Annotated in this window: 2 protein-coding genes; one reads left to right on the top strand and one right to left on the bottom strand. The window is 72.0% G+C overall.

The window, feature by feature from the left end:
• Positions 1-134 precede the first annotated feature (134 nt).
• Complete coding sequence (locus tag ABT300_RS43070) at positions 135-2,006, bottom strand: cellulase family glycosylhydrolase (protein ID WP_351688354.1); 1,872 nt, start codon at positions 2,004-2,006, stop codon at positions 135-137.
• Between the two features lie 238 nt (positions 2,007-2,244).
• Between ABT300_RS43070 and ABT300_RS43065 the strand changes: the two genes are divergently transcribed.
• Positions 2,245-2,571, top strand: a 327-nt coding sequence (locus ABT300_RS43065) for an XdhC family protein (protein WP_351688352.1), incomplete at its 3' end; no start/stop codon positions are given.

The raw sequence follows: 2,571 nt of genomic DNA, 5'->3' as shown, positions 1-2,571 counted from the left end.
GTTCCTCGGTGTGACCTCCCGATCCCCCGGCCATGGGGCGGGGGGCGGGCCGGCCGCCGCCCCCTGACGGGGCCCCCCCCACTATGGGGTGGGTGGCGGTGACCGCCACCCACCCCTTCGTCGTCGCGGTGCGCTCACCCCGCCTTCTGGGCCGCCCAGGCCGACAGTTCGGTGCGGGCCGCGGCCAGCTGGGCCGCGGTCGGCGCGCTCGCGCCGTTGGTCACCAGCGCGTAGTGCACCGTGCCCGAGTCGGACGTGCTGAGCAGCAGGCGGCGGCTGCCCGTGCCGCCCGGCTCGACGGCCGCCGCGATCTTCGTGCCGGCCGTGTAGGCGGGGGGCGCGTACACGGCGCCGAGGTCGGAGACGACGGTGGTCGTGGCGGTGGGGAAGGAGGCGGGCAGATGCAGTTCGGTGGGCGCCGCGCCGCCGGCCGAGCGCCACACGACGAGCGCGTACTGGCCGGAGCCGACGAGCTGCTTCGTGGCGGGCAGGGAACCGGGGACCGGGTTCCAGGTGAGGGTGGTGGAGCCGTCCCGGGAGCGGTCCTCGTAGGTGAAGGCGACGGTCGTGCCGGAGGTGGCGCTCGGGTAGACCCGGTCGAGGAGCCGCGCGTCCTGGCGGAGCGTGGCGTTGCCGGAGTCGTCGAGGCGCACGGCCGACAGGTCCTCGTCGTTCCAGGCGTCGCCGCCGGTGAGCACCTTGTCGGGGTTGCCGTTCATCAGCTCGTGATGACGGCCCCAGTAGATGTCCCACTGCCACTGGCTGCCGGAGAGGACCGGGCCGGAGACGGCCGGGGTCGTCCACCAGGACGCGCCCTTCACCCGGGAGTCGAGCGCCTGGTACATGGCCTTGAGGACGGTCGGCGCCTTGTCGGAGACGTTGCCGGCCAGCGGATGTCCGAACTCGCTGACGACGGCCGTCGTCCCGGTCGCCGCGGCCCGGTCCCGCACGGCGCCGAAGTCGGTGACGTACTGGCCGTCCGCCGCCTTGCCCCACATCAGGATCCCGGAGATGGCCTTCTGGTCGTAGAAGTGGGTGTTGAAGACGTAGCGGGAGCCGAGCGTGCCCACGTCGAGGAGTCCGCCCTCCTGCCGCTGGGAGTCGATGTTGCCGTTCCAGAACATGTTCGGCTCGACGAAGGCGGGCTTGTCCTGCCAGCCGGCCGCGTCCATCCGGGCCCGGAACTTCACGTAGAAGGGCCACAGGAGGTCGCGTTCCCAGGTGCGGCTGGTCTGGCCGGAGTCGTAGGTCCCGGCGTAGGGCTCGTTGTACGGGTCGAAGCCGAGGACGCCGGCGAACTCCTCGGCGCTCAGGTGCTCTTTGACGTACGCCATGGTCTGCTGTGCGGTGGCGAGGAAGTTGTCCTGGACGCCGCGGGCGTTGTGCCAGAAGTCGTACTGGGCGGCCTTCACCGCCCCGTTCTGGGTGATGTTCTGCCCCCAGAAGAAGCAGATGCCGCACGACTCGGCGGGGTAACCACCCAGGTCCACCGCCCACTTGGGGGCGCCGTCGCCGGTGTACCAACTGCCCCGGTTGAACAGGTGGCGGGAGTAGAGGTCCTGATGGAAGTCGGGGTAGACGCGGATGCCGGCGTCGAGGAAGGCGCGCATCTGCTCGGTGGCGGCGGCGAGGTAGACGGTGTCGACCTGGCCGCGCACGGGCTCGGCGTAGGCCCAGGAGAGCAGGAAGCGCACGGAGTTTCCGCCGCCGAGGGCGCGCAGCGCGGTCGCCGACTTCCTGGCGTCGGCGACCGAGGCGAAGGGCAGGCCCTTGTTCTCGTCGAGCTTGGTCTCGCCGGAGACGTTGTATCCGCGCAGGACGACCTCGCGGCCGTTGCCGTCGACGAACCGGCCGTTCGCCACGGTGAGCGCCGTGCCGTCGAAGGGAAGGGAGCCGGGGAGCGTGGCGTCCGCGGCGGCGGGCGAGGCGCCCGCCGCCGTCAGGAAGCCGCAGAGTCCGCAGAGGACCACCAGAACCGCGAGCAGACGGGCCCGGATATTCAGCATGTGCACTACAGTCCGGCGCTTTTCGAGCACCGTCAATACCTTCTGACCCGCGAGTAAGTTCCTGCACAGACAGCCCAGTTGGGCCATCACACGGGTCGTGCGCAGCAGGTACTCCCGAGGGTTCGGCGGTTTGCCGTCCGTGCGGAGACGTTCGGGGGGCCGGCGCGGTCCGCGCGGCGCCCCGCCCTTCGCGGTCGGCCGAGAAGCGGCGGACCGGGCGGCGGCTTACCGTGCACACGTGCGTGAGATTCTCCCGGTGCTGTCCGGGTGGTACGAGTCCGGCGCGCCTTTCGGGCTCGCCACCGTGGTCGCGGTCCGCGGCAGCGCGCCGCGCGCTCCGGGCGCCGCCATGGCGGTGGGCCCGGGCGACGCGGTCGTGGGCAGTGTGTCCGGGGGCTGCGTGGAGGGCGCGGTGTTCGAGCTGGCCCAGGAGGTCCTGGCGGACGGGACGCCCCGGTCTGCGACCTTCGGATACAGCGACGACGACGCCTTCGCCGTCGGGCTGACCTGCGGCGGCGAGCTCACCGTGCTGGTGCGTGCGGTGACGGCGGACCTCGACCCCTCG

It is taken from the genome of Streptomyces sp. NPDC001027 (genome assembly GCF_040299045.1).
Taxonomy (GTDB): domain Bacteria; phylum Actinomycetota; class Actinomycetes; order Streptomycetales; family Streptomycetaceae; genus Streptomyces.
The sequence above is the reverse complement of the archived record's forward strand: the minus strand, read 5'-3'. Positions and strand labels throughout refer to the sequence as shown.

Excerpts from the sequence above, each read along its gene's own strand:
- ABT300_RS43070 (WP_351688354.1), bottom strand. The coding sequence starts at position 2,006 with ATGCTGAATATCCGGGCCCGTCTGCTCGCGGTTCTGGTGGTCCTCTGC.